General features: G+C 58.3%; 16 protein-coding genes, 3 tRNA genes and 3 pseudogenes. 7 read left to right on the top strand and 15 right to left on the bottom strand.

Annotated features, from left to right (window positions below; all coding sequences use genetic code 11):
- Window positions 1–36 precede the first annotated feature (36 nt).
- The 5 genes from ACFOYU_RS12705 to ACFOYU_RS12685 all read right to left on the bottom strand — a co-directional run bounded on the left by ACFOYU_RS12705 (window position 37) and on the right by ACFOYU_RS12685 (window position 3,801).
- Window positions 37–1,422: a CpaE family protein gene (locus ACFOYU_RS12705; protein ID WP_377033867.1), complete on the bottom strand. Its 1,386-nt coding sequence runs from the start codon at window positions 1,420–1,422 to the stop codon at window positions 37–39.
- A 34-nt stretch (window positions 1,423–1,456) separates the two neighbouring features.
- A complete protein-coding gene (gene cpaB, locus ACFOYU_RS12700) occupies window positions 1,457–2,227 on the bottom strand; it encodes a Flp pilus assembly protein CpaB (protein WP_377033866.1) in 771 nt (256 codons plus the stop codon).
- Window positions 2,228–2,273: 46 nt separating this feature from the next.
- Window positions 2,274–2,789, bottom strand: a complete 516-nt coding sequence (locus ACFOYU_RS12695) for a prepilin peptidase (RefSeq protein WP_377033865.1) — start codon at window positions 2,787–2,789, stop codon at window positions 2,274–2,276.
- A 105-nt stretch (window positions 2,790–2,894) separates the two neighbouring features.
- The gene (locus ACFOYU_RS12690) at window positions 2,895–3,071 is read right to left on the bottom strand and encodes a Flp family type IVb pilin (RefSeq protein WP_377033864.1); all 177 of its coding nucleotides are present in this window, start codon (window positions 3,069–3,071) and stop codon (window positions 2,895–2,897) included.
- A 334-nt stretch (window positions 3,072–3,405) separates the two neighbouring features.
- Window positions 3,406–3,801 (bottom strand): tetratricopeptide repeat protein, encoded by a 396-nt coding sequence (locus tag ACFOYU_RS12685; RefSeq protein WP_377033863.1) that lies wholly within the window; start codon window positions 3,799–3,801, stop codon window positions 3,406–3,408.
- 522 nt (window positions 3,802–4,323) lie between these two features.
- On the opposite strand from ACFOYU_RS12685, the gene ACFOYU_RS12680 reads away from it, so the two are divergent.
- The 4 genes from ACFOYU_RS12680 (at window position 4,324) to ACFOYU_RS12665 (ending at window position 8,001) form a co-directional block, all read left to right on the top strand.
- Entirely contained in the window at window positions 4,324–5,790 is a 1,467-nt protein-coding gene (locus ACFOYU_RS12680; RefSeq protein WP_377033862.1) for a type II and III secretion system protein family protein, read from the top strand.
- Window positions 5,791–6,590: 800 nt separating this feature from the next.
- A tRNA-Gly gene (locus ACFOYU_RS12675) sits at window positions 6,591–6,665 on the top strand.
- A 13-nt stretch (window positions 6,666–6,678) separates the two neighbouring features.
- Window positions 6,679–6,755: transfer RNA gene (locus ACFOYU_RS12670), tRNA-Asp, on the top strand.
- Window positions 6,756–7,554: 799 nt separating this feature from the next.
- The gene (locus ACFOYU_RS12665) at window positions 7,555–8,001 is read left to right on the top strand and encodes a 4-aminobutyrate aminotransferase (RefSeq protein WP_377033861.1); all 447 of its coding nucleotides are present in this window, start codon (window positions 7,555–7,557) and stop codon (window positions 7,999–8,001) included.
- Between the two features lie 83 nt (window positions 8,002–8,084).
- Here the strand turns inward: ACFOYU_RS12665 and ACFOYU_RS12660 are convergent, their stop codons facing one another.
- Window positions 8,085–9,740 (bottom strand): hypothetical protein, encoded by a 1,656-nt coding sequence (locus tag ACFOYU_RS12660; RefSeq protein WP_377033860.1) that lies wholly within the window; start codon window positions 9,738–9,740, stop codon window positions 8,085–8,087.
- A gap of 292 nt (window positions 9,741–10,032) precedes the next feature.
- Window positions 10,033–10,182, bottom strand: coding sequence for a DUF1127 domain-containing protein (locus tag ACFOYU_RS12655; RefSeq protein WP_377033859.1), 150 nt, complete (start codon window positions 10,180–10,182; stop codon window positions 10,033–10,035).
- On the opposite strand from ACFOYU_RS12655, the gene ACFOYU_RS12650 reads away from it, so the two are divergent.
- On the top strand, window positions 10,154–10,318 hold the full coding sequence (locus ACFOYU_RS12650) for a hypothetical protein (protein WP_377033883.1): 165 nt from the start codon (window positions 10,154–10,156) through the stop codon (window positions 10,316–10,318). The genes ACFOYU_RS12655 and ACFOYU_RS12650 overlap by 29 nt on opposite strands.
- Before the next feature lie 478 nt (window positions 10,319–10,796).
- Here ACFOYU_RS12650 and ACFOYU_RS12645 read toward each other — a convergent pair.
- A pseudogene (locus ACFOYU_RS12645) lies at window positions 10,797–11,291 on the bottom strand (IS21 family transposase); the annotation flags it as partial.
- 511 nt (window positions 11,292–11,802) lie between these two features.
- Here ACFOYU_RS12645 and ACFOYU_RS12640 point away from each other — a divergent pair.
- Window positions 11,803–12,294 carry a hypothetical protein gene (locus ACFOYU_RS12640; protein WP_377033858.1) on the top strand — a complete coding sequence of 164 codons (492 nt, stop codon included), beginning with the start codon at window positions 11,803–11,805 and terminating at the stop codon, window positions 12,292–12,294.
- A gap of 593 nt (window positions 12,295–12,887) precedes the next feature.
- Here ACFOYU_RS12640 and ACFOYU_RS12635 read toward each other — a convergent pair.
- On the bottom strand, window positions 12,888–13,421 hold the full coding sequence (locus ACFOYU_RS12635; protein WP_377033857.1) for a DUF4142 domain-containing protein: 534 nt from the start codon (window positions 13,419–13,421) through the stop codon (window positions 12,888–12,890).
- Between the two features lie 333 nt (window positions 13,422–13,754).
- Here ACFOYU_RS12635 and ACFOYU_RS12630 point away from each other — a divergent pair.
- Window positions 13,755–14,286 (top strand): annotated as a pseudogene (locus tag ACFOYU_RS12630) (transposase); the annotation flags it as partial.
- Between the two features lie 770 nt (window positions 14,287–15,056).
- Here ACFOYU_RS12630 and ACFOYU_RS12625 read toward each other — a convergent pair.
- The 6 genes and pseudogenes from ACFOYU_RS12625 to ACFOYU_RS12600 all read right to left on the bottom strand — a co-directional run bounded on the left by ACFOYU_RS12625 (window position 15,057) and on the right by ACFOYU_RS12600 (window position 20,160).
- Window positions 15,057–15,132 (bottom strand) — tRNA-Trp (locus ACFOYU_RS12625).
- Window positions 15,133–15,547: 415 nt separating this feature from the next.
- A pseudogene (locus ACFOYU_RS12620) lies at window positions 15,548–16,111 on the bottom strand (transposase); the annotation flags it as partial.
- Window positions 16,112–16,141: 30 nt separating this feature from the next.
- Entirely contained in the window at window positions 16,142–16,627 is a 486-nt protein-coding gene (locus ACFOYU_RS12615) for a c-type cytochrome (protein WP_377033856.1), read from the bottom strand.
- Window positions 16,628–16,799: 172 nt separating this feature from the next.
- Window positions 16,800–18,293: a flavin monoamine oxidase family protein gene (locus tag ACFOYU_RS12610; RefSeq protein ID WP_377033855.1), complete on the bottom strand. Its 1,494-nt coding sequence runs from the start codon at window positions 18,291–18,293 to the stop codon at window positions 16,800–16,802.
- Between the two features lie 499 nt (window positions 18,294–18,792).
- On the bottom strand, window positions 18,793–18,993 hold the full coding sequence (locus ACFOYU_RS12605) for a hypothetical protein (RefSeq protein WP_377033854.1): 201 nt from the start codon (window positions 18,991–18,993) through the stop codon (window positions 18,793–18,795).
- 414 nt (window positions 18,994–19,407) lie between these two features.
- Window positions 19,408–20,160 carry a LuxR C-terminal-related transcriptional regulator gene (locus ACFOYU_RS12600; RefSeq protein ID WP_377033853.1) on the bottom strand — a complete coding sequence of 251 codons (753 nt, stop codon included), beginning with the start codon at window positions 20,158–20,160 and terminating at the stop codon, window positions 19,408–19,410.
- Between the last annotated feature and the right edge of the window lie 186 nt (window positions 20,161–20,346).

Here is a 20,346-nt window from a genome sequence, read left to right as displayed (position 1 = left end):
AGCGGCGCCGGTGAACCTGCACGATAGTGACGGCGGCTACGGCACACCTTTTGTGGAGGGGAAAGGCAGGCGCGAAATCCTTCCGAGCAGAGAGTTCATATCCGGCATCCCAAGCCGGCGGCGCTTTTGGCCGCTGCGTCCCGTTAGAGCGTCAGCAAGGCCCGCAATGATCTTTGGAGCGGCCGCACGCGCTGAGACGTCGGCAATGACCTGCCCGTTGTTGGCTGCTGTGCCAAACAAATTCGCATCGAAAGGAACGCACGCAGAAATGTCCAATTGCACAGCCTTGGCGAAATCCAGAGGCTTGATCTCTGGGCGCTTCGGCACTCCAACTTGGTTTAGGACGAGCCTCGGCAACGGATCGTTCGGTCGAGCCTGGCGCAGGAATCCGACAAGGCTTTTCGTATTGCGAAGATTTGCAAGGTCAGGTGTGGCCGTGATCACGATCTCGTCGGCCGACAAAAGTGTTTTCCTCGCCCACGCCGTCCACAAATGTGGCATGTCTAGTATGAGGTAGGGAACAGTTGCCTGAGCAAGGTCAAGCAGTGGTTCCATTGCCGCTTCGGCCAGATCGTAGGATCCCTCGAGGTTGGCTGGAGCAGAGAGCAGGTTGAGGTGATCACTGCATTTCGTCAGGAGTCGATCAAGCAAAACTTCGTCAAGGCGTCCGACGTCCTGGATAGCCTCCGCAATTCCTGAACTCGGATCGACGTTGAAGTCGAGGCTTGCTGTTCCGAACGGAAGGTCCATATCTGCAACGATCACATCGAGACTGAGCCGACTCGCAATCGACCAAGCAACATTGTGAGCGATGACGGACGAGCCAACACCTCCCTTAGCTCCGACAAAGGCATAGATTTGTCCGAGCTTCGTTGAGGTAGTCTCGCCATACAGGTCTGAAATCGAACGGATCAAAGAGAACGGATCAGTCGGAGCAACAAGGTATTCGCTGACACCTCGTCTCATAAGCTCACGATAGAAGGATATGTCATTGGTGTGCCCAATCGCCATCACCTTGGTTCCCGCGTCGCAAACCTCGGCCAAGCTATCGAGTTCGCTCAGAAATGTGCTGTCTGCCGAGCGGCTTTCAACCAGGATTAGGTTAGGTGTTGGGGACTGACGGTAGAACTCAACTGCAGCGGCAAGTCCACCACCGCGCACCGTCGTCTTAACCCGCGACATCAGTCGGTCGGCAGCGGCACTATGGATAGAGACCCCAATCTCAGGAGTATCGAAGAAGGCATGAATAGTGATCCGCGGCATCCGCACCGTGTCGCGCAGTCGCCGGTCGCTAAATGTTATCTCGGCTTTTGCGCTTGATGTCGACACAACGGGTGCCGCAAGTTGTTCCAGCCCCGGCGAATCCGGATGGCGTTCGAAATCATCTTGTCCGCTCGACCGTGCGGGGGTCAGATCTCTCATTGTCGGCGTAATACCTTTTGGGTGGAGCGGAGGCCTACTGAATGCGGACGATCTCACTGCGTCCCGCACGCAGGATTCTCACGGTCTTGGTGGTTTCCAGATTTGTAATTGGTTCCTCGTCCGCGTCAGCCACCGAACGAAGTGCGAGCGAAAGAGAGCCGGTGGCCTGGCCAGCCGCAATGACTTCGGTCTGGGACGGACTGAGTTCGAGCGTAACCGTTTTGCCAATCACGACCGCGTCGTTCTTGGTCTCATCCGCCTTCTGATCGACCGCCAGAACCCGGATGTTGCGTAGCAACGTTCGGCTCAGGTTGTCATTTTGGCCATTGGCTTGCCTGTTGATGGTCTGGATGATGTCCACGCGGTCGTTCGGAAGAACAAAGCCACCTGCTGTGCTCTCCGCCGAGACTCGAATGGCAACGGCTCGCTTCCCGGGCGGGAGCAGCGTAGCCAGCAACCCGGAGGATCCTCGTGCAAGCTTTTCTTCCCGGATCGGTTCACCGGACACGAAGTGATTGCGTACAACCGCGCCTTTGAAAAAGGCTAGCGCATCGGGCCTAGCACGACGGCTAACATAGCCAGGGTTGAGTGCTCCCTGTGGCCAAGGTTGCCAGCGAAGCTTGGTCTCATCGAGTGCTTGGCCCTGAGCAAGATCACCTGAGGCAACAAGGATTTCATCCTGCTGGACCTCCGGGGCCTGAGTTGCTGCCGTGGGAGCTGCTCCACCTGGTTGGATTGACAGCGCAAGCCATGCTGCGAGACTGCCGGCACTGATAGCAATGAAAAGAATGATGATGCGGAGCATATTTCAAAGCCTCATCGTCACATTAGGTCGCGGCACAAGTGTTCGGTCAGATATCAATGATCATCCAAGATGTGTCAGGAAAGACAAAGACTGCGGCTGAAGCGATAGCGAGCCCGTAAGGTATCCCGCTTTCTTTTGCATGCAGGCGCCTGATCCAGAATACATCGAGGCAGAAGCCTGGCAGCGCAAACAGGCGGAACTGAAGTATAATGAGAGTCAGTGCGCCGCCGAACAAGGCTGTGTAGAGGAGATAGGTTGGTACGTGCTCCGGACCAAGCCAGAGAGCCACGACCGACGCGAGCTTCGCATCACCGCCACCGATCCAGCCCAAGCCAAAGAAGATGAACATGCAGAGCAGAACAGCTGATGCCGCTGCAGCGCTCCATCCGATCGCGATAGGATCTAAGCCGGCCAATGGCGCCAGTGCTGCATAGGTTCCAAGAAGGAACAAGACGATTTCGTTGCGGATCTTCATCGTCACGAGATCCATCGCACCAGCCCAGATTGTCGCCGAGAAGAAGCCCAGGCTCGCAAGATACGCAGCTGTCGCAGAAATCGTCATAGTGGGTTCTTTGAGCCTGCTGGAGCTGCGGATTGCGTGACAAAAAAGCGGAGGGATATGTTCATCCCTCCGTCCTGAGCCTTCGGTAGGCCACAGAAAGAGGGGCTATGGCGTGGCGTCCATGCTCGTGGCGATATCGGTAAACGTCTGCTTGAAAGCGGTCCCAAGATTGGTTTGGAGCCCAGCAATAACAAGAACGGCCATGAGACCGGCGATAAGGCCATACTCGATGGCTGTCGCGCCGGATTCATCCTTGATGAAACGGGTGATGAGCGACTTCATGTATCTTATTCCTCAATCTGGTGAACTGGTCTGCTGCCAGCTGAGGCAGCCCCACAAGCGCTGGCCTCGGACCGGATTGGAACCGAAGCTCGTCGTATGTGTTGTCTAATTAAGGACTGGTCTGCCTAGCGCCGTCCATTCAGCTTGATGGTCTAGAGCGCCACCGTGCCCGGCTCAGCCAAACGGTCTAGTTGGCTCGTCCAGCTTGTCCCTGTTTGCATCTAGACGTGATCTCTTAGCAGGATGGGCGATCTGCCCCCCGTGTCGTCTCAAAAACGGTTCGCGAATAGGTTCTAGAACTGAGCTGCCACCGGAGTTGTCGAGAGTTGAAACATCAGCTTGGTGCTGAACTTCTCGTATTATCTCGCAGCAATTCCAAGTTGTTGTTCACCGTTATGTTAGAAGGATCAAGTTCATAGGCTCTCAAAAAATTGCTGCGGGCCTTGATGACGTCTCCCCGCAGGAGATACGAATAACCAATGTTGTTATAGTATTCGGGTCGATCACTCACGAAGCGTGAAGCCTCACGGTAGGCGCGGTCCGCCAGATCGAAGCGTCGGACACGGTCATAAGAGGCCGCAAGGCCAAGCCAGGCTTCCGGATGGTTGGGCGTTACCTCCACTGCCCGTTCATAGTACCGGGCTGCGTGGCCAAAATTTCCCTCGGCAAATTGCCTCTTTGCAACAGACAAGACCTCAGCGTCCGGATAGTCCTTGACGGTCGCGGGCAACGCGGCACCTGAATCGCTGTTACCGAAACTCGAAAGCCCACCATTCGCGATGCTGTTGCAGCCGGCGAGCGATAGAGTGACACAAGTTATAAAGCCCGCGGTCCACGCGCATTTAGATCCCCACATAATCTTGTCCCTGCGTATGGTGTCTGTCTACCTGTTGCTTGCAATCTGTAGCCCAATGATACGGGTAGTCGCGCATCACGTGCCGCGGCCTGCGTCGATAAAAACGCGTGGAGGTACGGGGCAGCATAAGACTCTCGAGTAGCCGCAGACCTGTGAGGACCGAGGTAGGCGTCTCTGTCTGCATGTTAAGTCCGTTGTCAAAAATGCGGCTTGCGTCAGATTTTCTACGTGGCTTTTGTTTAAACTTCGTTAACCACGACCAGCGACATCTAATAGAGCTAGGCAATCCGGCTGAATAGACCCGGCCCCGGGATCAACGTAAAGCAACATGTCGTCAGTATAGAACGGATCCTCACGATGAGACTAAAGCACGGTCTGTCACGCTCCCGAGCAGCCGTGACCGACTCCTGGTCGATATTTGCATTCATAGTACTGGTCGCTCTGGGCGCGGTCTGTTCGGGTTCATCAACTCAGGCGCAGGAGCGCCTCATTCGATTCAGCAATGGCCGTGCCGCCGGCGGAATTAATGTGGCCAAAGGTCAGTTTCTCACAGCCAGAACAGCTATCGATGTCAGCAGGGTCATCGTTGGAGATCCCGAGATTGCGACCGCTGTTCCTCTAACGGGCCGTACCTTCTATGTCCTTGGAAAGGCTGAAGGGCGAACGAATGTTGCTGTTTATGGGGATGACGACACACTGCTTGGTACAGTGAACGTGGAAGTCGGGGCTGACACGCCGGACCTCGAACTGTCAATCCAGCAAGCCGTTCCGAACGGGAACGTTAGGGTCGAGACGATCAATGGTCGCGTTCGTTTAAGCGGCACTGTTCCGGATGCCGTGGCACTTCGGAAGGTCCTCGAGGTCGCCGAACAATATGGAGCAGACAGTGTCATCAATGCGCTGCGCGTCAGCGGCGGTCAGCAGGTCATGCTTGAAGTCCGTTTCATTGAAGCGAACAGGAATGCCGGCCGCGAGTTGGGAGTAAGCTGGTTCGCCCGACGGGAGAACGAGTCGAGGGGACGCGGGTTCACGACCGGGGCCGTTGATTCCGACACATCATCTGGCGTCATCCGATTTAATTCCACATTGCCAAGTGGCAGCTCACCGTTTGGCACTCTCATCGCTCAGGTCCTCGGAGGCGGGATCAGCGCTGATATCCTGGTGCAGGCGCTCGAGGAGAAGGGCCTTGCCCGCCGTCTGGCCGAGCCGAACCTCATTGCTCTCTCGGGCGAAAAGGCCAGCTTTCTGGCAGGTGGCGAAGTGCCAATTCCCATCGCCTCCGAAGACAACAAAATCACCGTGCAGTACAAGGAGTATGGTGTTCGCCTGAATTTCACACCGGTTGTGCTCGACAATGGATTGATCAATCTGAAGCTGGAGCCGGAGGTCAGTCAGATTGATGAATCCGTCAGGGTCAGCACAGGGCTGATCTCGATTCCTTCTTTTATTACGCGGCGCGCCAGCACAATCATTGAGGTCCGCGATGGCCAGAGCTTCGCAATGGCAGGTTTGCTTCAGAGCACGCACACGAAGAACCAGGACCAAGTCCCCTGGCTGGGGCAGGTACCGGTTCTTGGGGCTCTGTTCCGATCCTCGTCCTTTCAGGAGCAGGAAACGGACCTGGTGATCATCGTTACCCCCCGCCTGGTAAGGCCCGCGAGACCCGGGCAGCCATTGCGGACCCCGCTCGATTCTGCGAAACCCAGCAATGACCTGGAGTTCTTTCTCCTTGGCAAGCTCGAGGTTGACGAGGATATGCAGGAGCGCTTCGCCAATGGAGCGGGTATCATTGGACCATATGGGCACATCGTCGAGCTGCCGCCGGAAAAGCGCCATGTTAGTAAGAAAACTATCAAGCGGTAGGCGCAGCCTCAAAGCCGTCGCGCTGCTCTCATGCTTCAGTGGCCTCTGCGCCTGCTCAGATTATATGAAACATCGTGACACTGTCACTTCTGCGGCAGGTGACTCCAAGGCTTGGAACAGTGTGATCCATACTGCAGATCCCTGGCCTCCCTACGCGACGAACCCGCATGTTCTTGGTGATGGTCAACGCGTTGCGAAAGTCATAGAGCGCTATTCTACCGGCGAGGACCGGTCTGTGTCTGGGACGACGCCGGCTCCTGCAACAGCGTCGGGGAACAATACTGAAGGCGCAACAGATTAGCGCTGGCCGCGGATGGCCTGCCATTTGAACTGCTGTGTCACTTATTTTTTCGGGAGAATCGGCAATCGACCCGAGGAGTGTTTTTTTTGTACCTTGGCCTTCCGTATCAGATCCGCTCATCCCATGTCTAATACCGGAGACTGGAGGGCCGGGAATGCCTCGGCGGATCTCTGGCGCGCAATGCGCCGACACACCTTTATGGAGGCGCAGGAAGGCGGCAGCATGAAAACCACTTATCGTTTGAGCGCTATGACGCCTCGTACCCAACACGCACGCGGATACCGCTTATGCGGGAATTTTGAGTGGTGAGGATCACTGCGAAGGACGGGATAGTGAGCCTAAGCAGCCGCCATGACGGATTGCAATTCCCGTCGGATGACTTTCATGTCGCGCCATTGGGAACCGATATCGGGATTTGACAGCCAGGCCATTGACTTCTAGGAGTGCGCTCTCACGGGCGTCGCTCGCCGTCCATATCCGAGCGCTGCTGGGTGAGCGTGCGGGTGTAGCTCAGGGGTAGAGCACAACCTTGCCAAGGTTGGGGTCGAGGGTTCGAATCCCTTCGCCCGCTCCAAACAAACTGATACGCGGGCGTAGCTCAGTCGGTTAGAGTGCCGGCCTGTCACGCCGGAGGTCGCGGGTTCGAGCCCCGTCGCCCGCGCCAGTTTTCTCCTGCAAGGGGGAGCGTTGGGGCTAGCGGTCAGAGCTGCGACGCCGGCGGCGCAGGGCCGCGGCGATGCCGAGAACAATGGCTGTGAGCACGTGTCTTGCCCTATACTCGCGAGCCAGATCATGCCGTTCTGCATGGGGGTTACTCCCTTCCAAACCTGCTCGGCACCGCAAGGCATGGAATCCTGTTCCTCCGCCCAGGGGACAGAACAATCAGCCGAATTCGTGCCGGGACGGGCTGCCAGCATTCCGTCCTCCGCTCAGGTGGCCGCAAGGTATTCGTCAAGCGAGGAGGAAGCCGCCGGACGATGGGCATTGGGGCGCCCTTCGTCTGTTGCGCGGGCGGACCTCAGGCTGGTAGGGGCGGTCGGTCACCCAGGACAGGACACGTTCGGGATCTGGCGCCTGCGGCAGGTCGAAAAGCTGTGGGAGCAGCCAATGTCCAAAGGTCTGGTGCTTCAACTCCGCGCGACTGTGGTGGGGCCGTAGACTGCCTGTCACACCACAGATGCTGTAGCGATATCCGTACGATGCGATGGCCTCGGCTTTAGAACTGAACCTTCTTCTTTGGGCAGTCGGCTTGTCACAGGCGGGGCTGAGGAGCGGGGAGGGCGCTCGCCGGGCCGTGGGCCAGGCTCCACGGGAAAGGAAGCGGCGCGATGTGCCGGAGACCTGATCAGGCCGTAGCCGTTGCCAAGGAAGGAAGCGGGTCGGGTCAAGGACATGGAAAATCCTGGTTTAACCCTTAGTTCATGGGGCGTATCAAATAGCCGTTTCGGTGAAGGAGAGTGACAATGGCAGGATATTTGCGACGGTTCGGTGTGATTGCTGGTGCGGTCCTTTGCCTCTCAAGCGTCGCCGGCCATGCACAGACCAACAGTGTCTACCGCGCCGCCGATGCCGTTCCGGGAAAGACCTTGCGCCTGGGGCTGTATGGAAGCGTCAAGAGAGATTGCTCTGTAGGACCTGCGCCGGAAGTGAGGGTACTCACTCCGCCCAAGCACGGGTCCCTGGCCGTGCGCAGCGGGAAGGTAAAGGCAAGCCGGGTCAGGAACTGCCCCAATCTCGAAGCGCCGGTGCAGGGTGTCTTTTATCAGCCTGCCCGCGGCTATACCGGGCCGGACGAAGTCCGCTATGAGGTCAAATCCGCGGAAGGCACCATTCAGGCCCACACAGTGAGAATCAATGTGACGGAACGAGGTGGCGCCAAGCCGCAGACCGAAGAAGCAGACGAGTTGTAAGGCATCAAGCTCGCGCTACGGCTTGGGGCGGATCTCCTTCACGCTGCCGGGCCAAATTTCTGGTTTTGACCCCCGGCGCGGTCCTAGCCGAGGAAGCCATCCCAGTCGGTGTTTCGGCCCTCGACCGCCCCAAAGCGCAGGTAATGCATCATCGGGTTGATCTGGGCTGCTGCCACGTCTGCGTAGGATGCCAGATATTGTGTCGTATCGAAGCTCGAAGACGGGTCACGACCTTCCTTCCAACCGAAATCCATATAGTGCTGCAGGGGGTTGATCCCGGCTTCTTGAACATCCGCGTAGGCCGCCAGGTACGTCTTGGTGTCGAACACAGCATTCGGATTGCGGTGCTCGTGCCAGCCAAATCGCTCGAAATGGTCGGCCGCGAAGGCAAATGTATCGTCTCCTGAGGTCAGCGCAGCTTTGGCGACGTCCGGATTCGCGAGCAGGTAATATTGAGCGTCGAATCCTCCTGCAGTCGCGATATCGGAGGCCTTGCCGATGGCGGAGTAGGCTTGCCGCCCCTCCGCCCTTCCGAACTGGAGGTAGTGCGAAAGCGGGTTGACGCCGGTAGCCTCCACATCCGGGTTCGCAGCGAGATACCGTTCGTTGTCGAAGTTGGCGCCTGGATCGACGCCCTCTTTCCAACCCTTTTGCTTGTAGTGGTCAATCGGACCGAATCCTGCCGCTGCTTCATCCTGGGTGACGGCGAGATAGCCGACGGTGGATAAGAAGGCGTTGGGATCTCGCCCTTCCTCGGCGCCGAACTTTGCATAGTGCTGCTCCGGGTCCAGTCGCGCATGGAAGACATCCGGATTTGAGACATAGTAGTGAACGTCGTCGACGAGAGCCTCTCCGTCTCCGAGAACGCCTGAAATGATTCGCGCGAGATCCTCCCCGGTGTAACTCGACATCCATTCCGGTATGTAGGCGTCGCTCGTGGACGGTAGATCGGAATGATACTTGTTCAGGAGATGGTACTCCTCGGCCGCCTCGTAAAATGTCGCCAGTGCTGCTGCCCTCACCTCATCGCTGGTTGATGCAAACGCGAGGCCCGCACTGATGATGAGCGCCGCATCCTCATAATTTCCGAGATAGGTTGGGGTGCCGAAGTGCTCAATCTTGTCGCTATAGAGGAAATAGGTTTCGACCGGAGCAGGAAAGCCGTTCGTGTAGTTTCCAACCGGGTCTCCGCGTTCGACATAGTTCGTCAGGCCACTGACCGCGTCATCCGGCACGTAATCTGACGAGATGCCAGGCCCGCCATACGTGACACCTCCCAGGCCGGTATGCGCGGCGACGTATTGTGCAGCGGCGGCGCCAAGGGAATGCCCCGTGATGAAGATGTTTTCGAGGAGTATTCCCTGCGTGCGGGCGGTATCAATGACGGACTGAGTAAACGTTAGCGCATCATCGAGAAGTTGGGGAAGTCGGCCATAGTATAGGTCAGCATCTGCCAAAATCTGCGCAACTGCGAACTCCGGGTGGTCAGGGAGCATAGAGACATTGGTTCCTTCGAAACCTATCAAGATTACTCTGCCACTGCCTGTCCCGGCCATGTACGCGGCGCCGTAAAACCCGGACTCCTCACGAAACGCATCATAATTGTTCTGTGACTGGTAATGGTTCGCAGTTACAGGGAAGGGGGAGAGGGTTGTGCTTGCAAGAGGACCCTGCATTCCGCTCGTATAGGTCCAGGAGGCGAGATCAAAGTAGTCTTTGGGCGACAGCGTGGCCATCATTGAGCTCCGGATTGCGCTTCGTTCGAGCAAAAATGCGCGCGGACATGTGAGCCTGTAGCTTAGTAGCAAATCAACTGGCAGGTAAGGAGATTTTCTTAGGAGATCCCTGGCAGGTCCATTGCGCCCAAATGCACCTGCGGCGGCCCCATCCGAACAGTGACCTGCCGGAGGAGATAGATGGGATTGCGCTCCGGTCTGGCGGGCCCGTGGCCGCATGGCGACAAGAGGGGCAACATCAATGCTTCTGCTTAGCGCCTCGCCTGAATTCAGGGGGCTATCAGGTACTCCCGCCTTATCGTACCTGGCGAGCCACCCTCGAGATGTCGGCCCGGGACATGCCGATGTCGGAAAGCTCCCTATCAGTCAGTGCATAGAGCTGATGGGCGGTCTCACGGGCGCGGAGCCAGCGACGAATGCTTGAGAAAATGACCGACAGAAACATGGCGCAACCTCAAAATGCGAGCCAGCGCGAGCGCACCGCACCGCACATCGGCAGTGAGAAAAAAGGCCACCTGGTGGTGGCCGAGTTTAGGGAGGAAACTCGTCGCGGGAGGCCACGACGGATGAGCGGCATGTAAGGCGTAAGGGGGTCGAGATGAACCCCAAAGAAGACTGAGCCACCTATGACCAGAGCACATGGAACAGGGCAGGGGCGTTTACCTGCCATTAAGGTGCTGCCGATGCCCAACCAAGCTCCATCCGCTCAACCCATATGGCAGCCGTTGATGCGAGAGCATAAAATCGTGTGACTTACTCGGGGACCTTATCAGCGATCCAAGCGGCAGCCTTCAGGCTGAGGCCAATTTCCGTTAGCCCCTCCTCAAGGTCATCCCGAGTACCGGATTCAAACGTGATTGGTCGGCCCGTCAGTTTGGGCCTTACCAGCGCCTGCCCGCTTCCACCCTGGTCAAACCTGCCCTCGAAATCATCAACGGGCACCGCTAAAAGCCTGCATTGCAGCCTGTCATCTCCAACCTCGTCATGCTCCGTTTCATAGACTTTGACAGCCGAGAGGCTATCGCTGCGGTGCTCGCGCGGAGCACCGCCCAAGGCCTAAAGGGCGATCTGCAGCCCCTCGGCGAGGGCGACATAGCTCTCGCCACCGAGCACCACTAGGCGAGCCGAAAGTGATAGAGCCGGTGATCAAGCGGCTGGCCGGCGATGGTGACGGCCAGGTCGGCCATGTCGGTGAAGTCGGACAGGCCCATGCGTCCGGGCTCGTGCACGTGGCGGAAGATGACGTCCTGCTCGGGGCCATACAGGGCGCGCCAGGCGCGGACGCGGCGCTCCAGCGTGCGGCGGATGCCGGCGCCGAGGTCGGGATGGCGACGGATGATCTCCTCGAAGAGAGCAACGGGCGCCTTGGAGAAGGGGAACGATCTCGCTGTCCCAGACGCTGGCGAGCGGGTCGGGACGCCGGCGCCCGGGTGGGGCCTTCCTCTCGGAGGGCAGACGCGGGTCCTTGTCAATCCGCTATCCGGTGGCTGGGCTGAAGCCGGCTTTGGCGGTGATCGGGGCGGTGTCGGTGTGACTGAACTTCAACAGTCTCATCTGGCGACTGGGCAAATGGCGAATTCCCCATTGGCGTGAAGACATCCGTTCCTTACCCGCTCGGCTGCGACGGCCAGACGATGCGATCCTGACGGATCGCATCGTCACCTCTCATCCTGATTGCCGCTCAACTTCCACCCTGCTCGCGGCGCGGCACCACGCCCACATATCCCGCTGCGGTCCGGCGCGTGGCAGCAAAAACCACCAGTCACCGATGACATGTTATCGGCTATGCCTTGCAATGTTGCTCCATCACATGGAGGATGCTGCCGAACAAGAAGGGGCTCATGAGGCGCTTTGTCTGCCTGAATGAACCTCACGTGCTCTGCATCGAGCAAACGGTACTCGATGCCCGACCCGGGCCGTTCTGGTGGAGAGCACGCCCTTCTTCGCAGGAGGTGGGCAACTTGCGGATCGCGGCACCCTCTCCTGGGTCGGAGGTTCGTCATCCATCTGTGGTGTCACACCTGCGGAAGGCGGGATATGGCATCACTTCGAAGGAGCGGAGGAGTTGGACGGCATCGTTCGTCTCGAAGTGGATCAGGTGTCCCGCGATCTAATGTGTGAGTTGCACACGCTTGCGCATGTCCTGAACGCCTTAGTGTATACCCGCTTTGGCGGAGCGCTCCTGACAGGCGCCCAACTCAGCGCGGATAGTACATTTCGGGTCGACTTCGATCTGCCCGGTGTCGAAAACAACCAGCTTCGGGCACTTGACGATGATCTTAATGAAGTGATCCGCCAAGACCTGCCCGTACGAACCTCGTACATGCAATACGACGAGGCCCGAAACATTGCAGGTCTGTTCAGGAGCAAGTCTGTCGCGCCCACTCCGTCTTGGGACGACACCGTGCGAATCGTGGAAATCGTCGGACTGGACCGGCAGGCCTGCGGCGGAACCCATCTTGTTTCGACTGAGCGCGCACGGACATCGCGCATACTGAAGGTCGACAACAAGGGCCGACAGAACCGAAGAGTTAAGGTTCAGGTCGGCGAAGCGTAGACGCGCTCCGCGGCTGCTCCATGCGTTGGGCAATAAATTGCCCAACGTGGTGGATTAGATCTGATGGCCTTTGCTACCGAATGCCGCTACGGCCTATGTGGCTCCTGATGGACATTACCAGTGTAAGTGTCACACAGGCTGTCGCTCTCTCGTTCGGTCTTGTCGGGATTCAAACAGGTGAATCATGTCTCCATCCAAGATCCCTCTGAGAAAGCTTCGGAGATTTTCGTCCAGTAAGGCTTAGGCATGCGCGGCTTGCCCGAGACGTCAATCGTGACCTGACTGCCGGAGACTGGATCGAGAATGGCCATGGGCAGTCTTGTCCCGTTTCAGAACACGGAGAACGCTGCAGGCTGCGATAGGATCACGTTGGTTTGGAGGTCTGGTTACGGGACTCTTACCGCGCTACCGGCCTGCATCCTCAAAGCAGAGCAAGGCGGTACATCCGCGCCTCGTCTGCCTTGTGGGAGAGTGCTGAAGCCTCGAGTTGCACCAGCAGGAGCATCGTCGTGCCAACATGGGTAACGGTCAGTTTATAAGCGTCGCAAGCACAAGGCTGCGATGGACCGAATATCTTCGTAGCGCAGTCAGAGCTACATCGCTCGAGCCACGCTAACGCCGCTCAGAGCCTGCACTTCGTTCAGGTGCATCTCCAGGACTGGTAGGGTGGCTCTTGCAAACTCCACGAGTGGAGCATTGTCACCAGTTCGGGAATATGCCGAGAACAAGCCCACGGACTCCTGATGTGCCATGAGTTGTGCGTCTACATAGGCAGCATCGAAGCTGGGGGCGGCGGTGAGGCTCGCCAGCATCTGCTGATGCCTGGCAGTCAATGTGGGGCGCGGCAGTGGCAGGCCGGCGCGCCGTGCCACTGCCATCATCCGGCGCGTGGCGCGATTGTGGTCGCGGATCATCTGCTGGGCGAAGCGGCGGATCTCGGGACTACGCGCACGTCGCAGGGCCAAACGGCTCGATTCAATCTCGAACAGGTTCGATGAGGTCGCCATCGGAACGAACTCCGCCGTGCTGACAACCGTGAGGGCGGGCGGAGCCGAAGCCATCGGGGTCATGCATCCGGCACTAGCCAGAGCAATGACACCTGAAACGAGGACTATCTTGAAGTTCATCGCAGGAATTCCCTTCGTGCGCCCGATCCGTCGCGGCCGAGCTAGCGGCTCGGAAACGATGAAACATGCTCCTAAGTTCCTGGCAATTCAGTCTAAGTTACGCTTCCAATCTCATCTGATTGCTCTGAGAGCTTGTTAGGATCAATAGCAAGAGGACGGGATGCAGGCAGATCTGTGAGAGGGCACGGCTCGCGCACGGCAACTCGAATCACGCTAGCGAGATCCGTGGGCCGGATCTCGTTCCGGTCCTTGTCGTAAGGATCGGCGAAGATTGCGAAGCGGGTCGACTTGGCTCATGGCATCCCTTGGCGAAGAACCGGCCTCATCCCCTCTTCCTCGGCCATCCTGCCGAAATGGGCTCGGCGGACGAAGTGCCTGGATGCGCTCCTCCCGATCCTGTACCTGCGCGGGCTTTCGACCAGCGACTACCAGGAGGCGCTCTCTGCCATGCTCGGCAAGGACACCCCGAACCTGTCGCCTTCTGTGATCTCCCGGCTCACTCACGGGCGAATGGCAGAGCGAATACGAGCGCTGGCAGGCCCGGGATCGGTCAGCTCGCCGGCACGTCTACGTCTGGGCCGACAGCGTCCACCTCCAAGCCCGGATGGAGGATCAGGCTGAGTGCATGCTCGTGCTGATCGGCGCCACGCCGGAAGGCAAGAAGGAACTGGTCGGCTTCCAGGCCGGCGTCCGCGAGAGTGCCCAGAGCTGGCGCGAGCTGCTCATCGAGATCAAGAGGCGCGGCTTGTCTGTCCCACTGCGGATCGCCGTCGGGGACGGAGCACTCGGCTTCTGGAGGGTGCTCGACGAGCTCTTTCCCGGCACGCATCATCAGAGATGCTGGCTGCACAAGACCGTCAACGTAGGGCAGCGAGGTTCTCCCGACGCCAGCACACAAGGTCACCTGATCGGCGCCATCACCTAAAGCCGCTAAAACTTGGATCCAACCCCAGACTGTGCGAACCGCTTACGGTCGCCTTGTACGCCGTCTTGTTGAGGTTTGCCGTCGCTGCTATTGACGCGGATGATCCCTCACCAAGTAAGACCTCCCACGAACAATGCACGAAAGGAGGGCCTCCAGGGATTGCTACAGGAGAAGCGCAGGCCCTCTAATGGTTCACCAGCCCAGGGAGGTCGCGACCGGGAATGAAGCTATGCTTCCTCTCAGCCGCTGTCGATTGACCAGTTTGGGAGATCCGACGCGCCTCGGTGGGAAACCCACAGCGCCAACCGCATCACCGCCATAATTGCCAATCAGCTTGAGCGTGCGGCCCTCTTCCATGACGATCCCCCCGCTACCCTTTGGGACCGCGGCGCCGACGGGCCCCTGGTTTCGTTCACATCGCCAATGCGGACGTGGGCGAGAAGGCCGGTCGGCGTCTCCTTTTCCGCACCGCCAGGCCGTCGCCTCTAAAGAAGACTCCATTCAGCCGGGGGAGGTGAACGGGGTCTTTTGGAGGGCATAGGCGAGACGCGGCCCGCGCGCCCTTCTCCAACGGCCAAGGTTCACAAGCCGTGTCGGATCCAGGATTTTCTAGCGATGCCAAGCCGGGTTTGACGGCTGGCGTTCCGGCGCTTTCAAAGCGCGACAATATAAATATTCCTAGGAATAACTTGGTGTATCCATAGAAGAATTGGCAGGGGCGACAGGCTTCGAACACTGCACCTTCGGACTTGGAACCCGACGCTCTTCCGATTGAGCTACACCCCTCCGCGTAATTGCTCAAGGTATAGCCTGATTTCACGAGTTCGTGATCGTCGCAAAGGTGTGAATAGCCTGCCCGAAAAGCTTATTCCTTCTGAGCAATCTAAGCTTGACTATAAAGCGCTTTTCAATCGCACGCGGCGCCCTACAGGTTTGCTCGGGTAGCGCACAAAAAAGCCCCCTCGCTGGCCGTGGCCGGGGAGGGGGCAATCGAGGGGGAGTCAGCAATTACTTCCGACTCTCCAACCATCCGGCCTCGGGGTTGTTCCGCGCCGGGATAGCGATTTCTACGCTGATCCGGCTGCAAGTTGTTTTTAGTATTGGCGTGGGCGTCCGAGGGCAGCATAAGGCGGGTTGTTCTGGGCCGATCGTGTCCCGCGGCGTGGTGTAAGAGCGCCAGTCCTCGGCCGAGCCGGGATCCTCAGGCGGTCACGGCCGACAGCCTGCGAACGGGATCATCGCTCAACGCGCTCAGACTTTCCAGCGACATGTAACGCCGGCTCACCGCCCACTCGTCATTCTGCTCCAGCATCAGGGCTCCCACCAGCCGGATCACTGCCCGGTCATTGGGGAAGATGCCCACCACGTCCGCCCGTCGTTTGATCTCGCCGTTGAGCCGCTCGAGCGGGTTGGTCGAGGCAATCTGGCTCCAGTGCTCGCGCGGAAAGCTCATGTAGACCAGCACCTCGTCGCGCGAGCGGTCCATCAGTTCGACCAGCCTGGGACAGCGCTCACGCAGGGCATCGGCTACCGAAGTCCATTGCTCTCTGGCCGCCTCGGCGTTCTCCTGGGCAAAGATGGTCTTGAGCATCGCCACCACGGCCGGGCGCTGCTTGGGGGCCAGATGCACCATGGCGTTGCGCATCCAATGAACCCGGCAGCGCTGGAGCGAGGCGTGGAAGACCCGGGCAGCCGCTGCCCGCAGGCCCTTGTGATCATCAGCAATCACCAGCTTCACGCCGCGCAAGCCCCGGTCGGCGAGAGCAGCAGACAGCAAATGCATTCTCGTCGGCGGTTATTGCGGCATGACAACCGTCAGATAGGGAGCTGAAGGCTTCTCGTTCGCGCCCACAGGACCAGGCACCTGGTTCTTGATCGGCTTTATGCTCTTCAGATATCCGGCAAGAGCCCGGGCATCGGCGTCCGTCAGCTTGCCGTACGAGTGGTAAGGCATCACGGGGATGAGCTGCCGGCCATCAGGGCGAACACCAGTCCGGACCGCCTCGATGATTTCAGCCTCGCTCCACCTGCCCAGCCCTGTCTCAGGATCGGGCGTGAGATTTGGAGGGTAGAAGATGCCAAGTCCCGGGATTTGGAACCCGACCTCCGACCCGGCGAGGTAACGCTGCATGTCAGGCTTGCCGAGGAACGTGCCTGGGGTATGGCATCCTGTGCAATCCATAATGGTCACGAGGTACTCGCCTCTCTTGATCTGCTCCTGGGCAGAAGTTGGTGAGCCGGACATCAGCACGCACGCAGCCGCACAGGTCGCCCACATCATCCACCTCATAAGTCCCTCCTGTGTCAATCAGACCCAGTTAGTATGAAGGGAGGGCTGGATTTCACTCCGTGCGCGAAAGCACATGATGCGAGGGCCTCATTCACCATCTGCGCAAAAAGAAACCCCGCCCGGGACAGACCGAACGGGGTGCTCTTCTCGGAACTGATGGATCCTACAACTCCTGGCGTATCAGCGGGCGTCCCTCAGGTTTCGCCTCCGGATCGATCTGCCGTGCAGCCCGAAGGCCGGACTCAATGGCTCCCTCCACCCAGCCCGTTTTAAGGGTCGTGAAGTCACCGGCAAAATGGATCCGGTTCTCAGGTGTGGACCATTCCTTCACCATCCACCCACCTCCGAGCGGAGTTGATCCGAAGGACCCCTTGATCCAAGGCTGCTCAGTCCAAGCGAAGTCACGTACCAACAGGACCTCATCGAAGAGATCTGGCATATCGGATCGGAACTGATCCACAACCTCTATAGCTCGTGTCTCGCGCGGCCGCGCCAGCAAGGCCTCGGCATTCCGCCCGTTGAGATAGAAGAAGACGTTACCATGCCCACCAGGCTCATTGCCAGTGATGTCGATGACGCGCTCCCAGGGCCGGTCACCTCCGGCCAGCGGCCAGCCATGTAAGCCCTTCCTAAGCCAGGAGGGGGTCCGGGTCTGAACAACCACTTTGACAGTCTTGTCCCACTCCATCTCCTGAAACATCCGCTTCTTCTCGGATGACCAGGTGGGACGCACTTCGATCGTATCGAGCACGCTAAAGGGAATGGTTGATATCACCACATCCCCTGTGAGCTCGCGCCCGTCCTGAACTGCGACACGCACACGGGATCCCGACTGATCGATAGCTATCACGGGGGCATTCAAGATGATCCGCTCGTGTCCAATGGCACGGGCCATTGCAGCCGGAAGGCGTTGATTTCCACCTTGGATACGGAAGAGGTTCTGGTCGCCAAAATGGTAGGCCAAGTCAGGAATTGCCCCGAGGGCTTGGGAGGCACTGGTGAATGTTCCGCCATGAGCATCCAGAAGCTTACAGAACGCTTCTGAGGCACCGACGTTGCGGATCAAATCACCAACTGTGATAGTATCGAGGCGGGCGAGCGTTTCGGGATCCGGCCAGCGCGAGTCTAGTACAGTGTCTGTATCGAGACCAGCCCGGTACAGATAACGGTTGAGGCTGGAAGAGACAGTGACTCCTCGTTCCTCAGGAGCCACATCCCAGGGCCATGCCCCAAGATTGGAGCCGTCACCCGTTTTGCCATCTACCAAGTAGCGCGGGAGCCCGTCGTTCAGACTGTGCGTTGGCAGACCGAAATGGCGAATATAACTGATGACGTAAGGCATATTGGAGCGAAAATGCCCTCCGCCTGCCTCGGTGAACTGTCCATCCTGGAGGGGGAGTGATAGGAGACGCCCTCCCACTCTTTCCTGGTACTCGATGACCGTAACATTGTGGCCCTGACGGAGGAGAGAAAGTGCAGCTGTCAGGCCCGCCATGCCTGCACCGAGGACAAGCACATCCTTGCGACTCGACGAGACCTGTGCAAGAGCCGGCGTCGAAATGGCGGATAAAGCAAGCGCAGCAGCGCCTCGTAGAGCACCTCGACGCGAGATGCTCGCTCCTGGTGATTGCGCTTGTTCAGACTCATCTGCACTCATTTCGTGTCCCCGGTGAAGCCGACCTTTTCTCGCCTTAGGATTATCTCAGTTCGGTACAGATTTATCCTGATCCCAAAGCAGAATGGAGCTTGTGCTAAGAGCTCTCTCCGCCATGCGCAAGATTGGAGAGCTCCGACAGCATGTGAGCCTTCTCCATGTCGGCGCTCACCTGCCTATGAGCATCGAGAGTGGCAATAGCCCTTCGGAAAGCCTGCTTGCTTGGCCGCCCGGATACTGTGTCTTCTTCTGCCAAGTCGTCCCAGGAGAACCCGAGCGTTTCACAGACTATCTTCGCCTCAGTATCGCCCATCATCAGCCCTCTTCCTTGTGGCATTTTCTCAGGCCAACCTACGCCACTGAGCGTACCAAAAGAAACCCCGCCCGGGGCAGACCGAACGGGGCTCTCTTCTCGAAACGAGCATACGCAACACTCCCGTTCCATCGTCAGGCTACACGGGAGCAGTAAATGCACTCTTGCTGACAGTGGCTCATGCCCGTATCAGCCGTCATCCACCTGGTCTCGTGGAGCGGCAGGAGCCATAAACGTCCAGGTGGCGATTTCCTCCTGGGTGCCTGCCTGATCCTCCAGAGCCGCCTTTCGAGCTTCTGCTTCAAGCTCATCTTCGAGCAACAATCCGCCATGGAACTCGTAGCCAACGCTTCCATCTGGCCCAATTAGGAAAACTGTCCGATCTTGCATCTCATGCTTCCTTCCCCGCAGACAAAATATCATAGGAAAAGAGCCTTGAATCATCCGCACCAATGACGCCTTTAGCTTCAAACGCTGAGATTAATTGGCAAGCGGTCGCCGCATACGAGGTACCTGTAACGAAGGGAGATAGCTCAACTTGTAGAGCGCAGCCAACAAAGCTGGGGATACAGATTCGAGCCCTGAAGTATGGCAGACGGCGGCCGAGATGGTGATTTCGGCAGCCATGTAAGCAAACGACTCGATCTCCTTGGGCCTGTGCACGTAAGCTTCTCTAATCGTGTGCGGCTCCTCCAATCTCCCCGAGAACAGCGCCGAGAAATGCCAAACTCGTGGCATCCAACTTGCTCCCTAGGGACGGACCTCTTTTCATAGATCCGGCGCAGATCGGTCCTCCCTAATTTGTCATCCCGTGGCGCTCTCACCGCGCGCCGACTGAAGGTGGGTCGTGGCCCACATCGCAGCCTGCGTTCGGTTCTGAACTCTGATCTTTCTTAGGATTGCCTTCAGATGTACTTTGACCGTTGCTTCTGCCACGCCGAGCTTGCGAGCTATCATCTTGTTCGGAGCGCCTTGGGTGAGCAAGCACAAAATCTCCCGCTCCCGACCGGACAGGCCTTTCATTTCGGGGGCCGAGGCGTTCACCTCCAAGCCTGTTGCCACACCTCCGATCTCGTCCTCAGATGGTGAGGGCGCATCGCGGATAGTTGCCAGTATCGCCGCAACGGGAAACGTATTCTCTCCCAGCGCAACAAGTTCCAGAGATTTGATCAGGACATCCCGGCCAGCCTTTGTCTGAATAAACCCGGCGGCTCCAGCCCTGTATGCCCGCAAGGCCAAATCCGGGTCGATGCTATCCGCTAGAATGACAATACGGGCGGTCGGGTCTTGCGTCATAAGCTTCAGGATCAAGTCAGTCATTTCACTTGGGTTGCCCGGGGCTTCAACGATAAAAACCGTGCATTTGGCGCTACTGTCACAGCAAATGCTTGTGCTGCCGCCGAATGGAGCGTCCCGAACATCGAAACACGTATCAGCGAGGATGTGCTTTACCCCAGCCGCGAGAATCGAGTTCCTGCACACCAGAAAGGTGGGTATCGATGGTGCGCAGCGAGCTATGCTAGGCTCCTCTGTTTTAAGCGCTCCGTGAAAAGACATGGATCAACCTTCAAACCACCCGACGGTTATGACAGCAGCAGCCCTGGCTTCGGGACGAGCAGCAGAGCCGTGCCACCCACAGGAGCGGGCACTGCATCGATCCTACCTCAGGGCACAGCCCTGCAATCTGCCATAGGTCTGGGGCTGACACGGGCTTTGGTCTGACGATGGCTCCACCAAAGGAAT

Origin of the sequence: Microvirga sp. GCM10011540, assembly GCF_042650665.1 — a bacterium.
Lineage (GTDB): Bacteria > Pseudomonadota > Alphaproteobacteria > Rhizobiales > Beijerinckiaceae > Microvirga > Microvirga lenta.
This window is presented reverse-complemented; position numbering and strand designations above follow the sequence as displayed.